The organism is Escherichia sp. AM3, from assembly GCF_032029835.1.
In the GTDB taxonomy this organism is placed as follows: Bacteria; Pseudomonadota; Gammaproteobacteria; order Enterobacterales; family Enterobacteriaceae; genus Escherichia; species Escherichia coli.
The window spans coordinates 1-262 of record NZ_JAVUPQ010001053.1 but is presented as its reverse complement, the minus strand read 5'-3'; the positions used below and the strand labels follow the sequence as shown (position 1 = coordinate 262).

The 262-nt window shown below is 59.9% G+C and carries 1 pseudogene; it reads left to right on the top strand.

What is annotated here, in order from left to right:
• Nucleotides 1-262, top strand: a pseudogene (locus tag RTW80_RS29660) (phosphoglucomutase, alpha-D-glucose phosphate-specific); the annotation flags it as partial.

Genomic DNA, 262 nt, shown 5'->3' with positions numbered 1-262 from the left:
CACAACCCACCGGAAGAGGGCGGCATCAAGTACAACCCACCTAACGGTGGCCCGGCGGATACCAACGTCACGAAAGTGGTGGAAGATCGTGCCAACGCGTTACTGGCTAACGGTCTGAACGGTGTGAAACGCATCTCGCTGGATGAAGCCATGGCCTCCGGCCACGTGAAAGAGCAGGATCTGGTGCAGCCGTTCGTGGAAGGGCTGGCGGATATCGTCGATCTGGCCGCTATCCAGAAAGCCGGTCTGAAGCTGGGCGTGG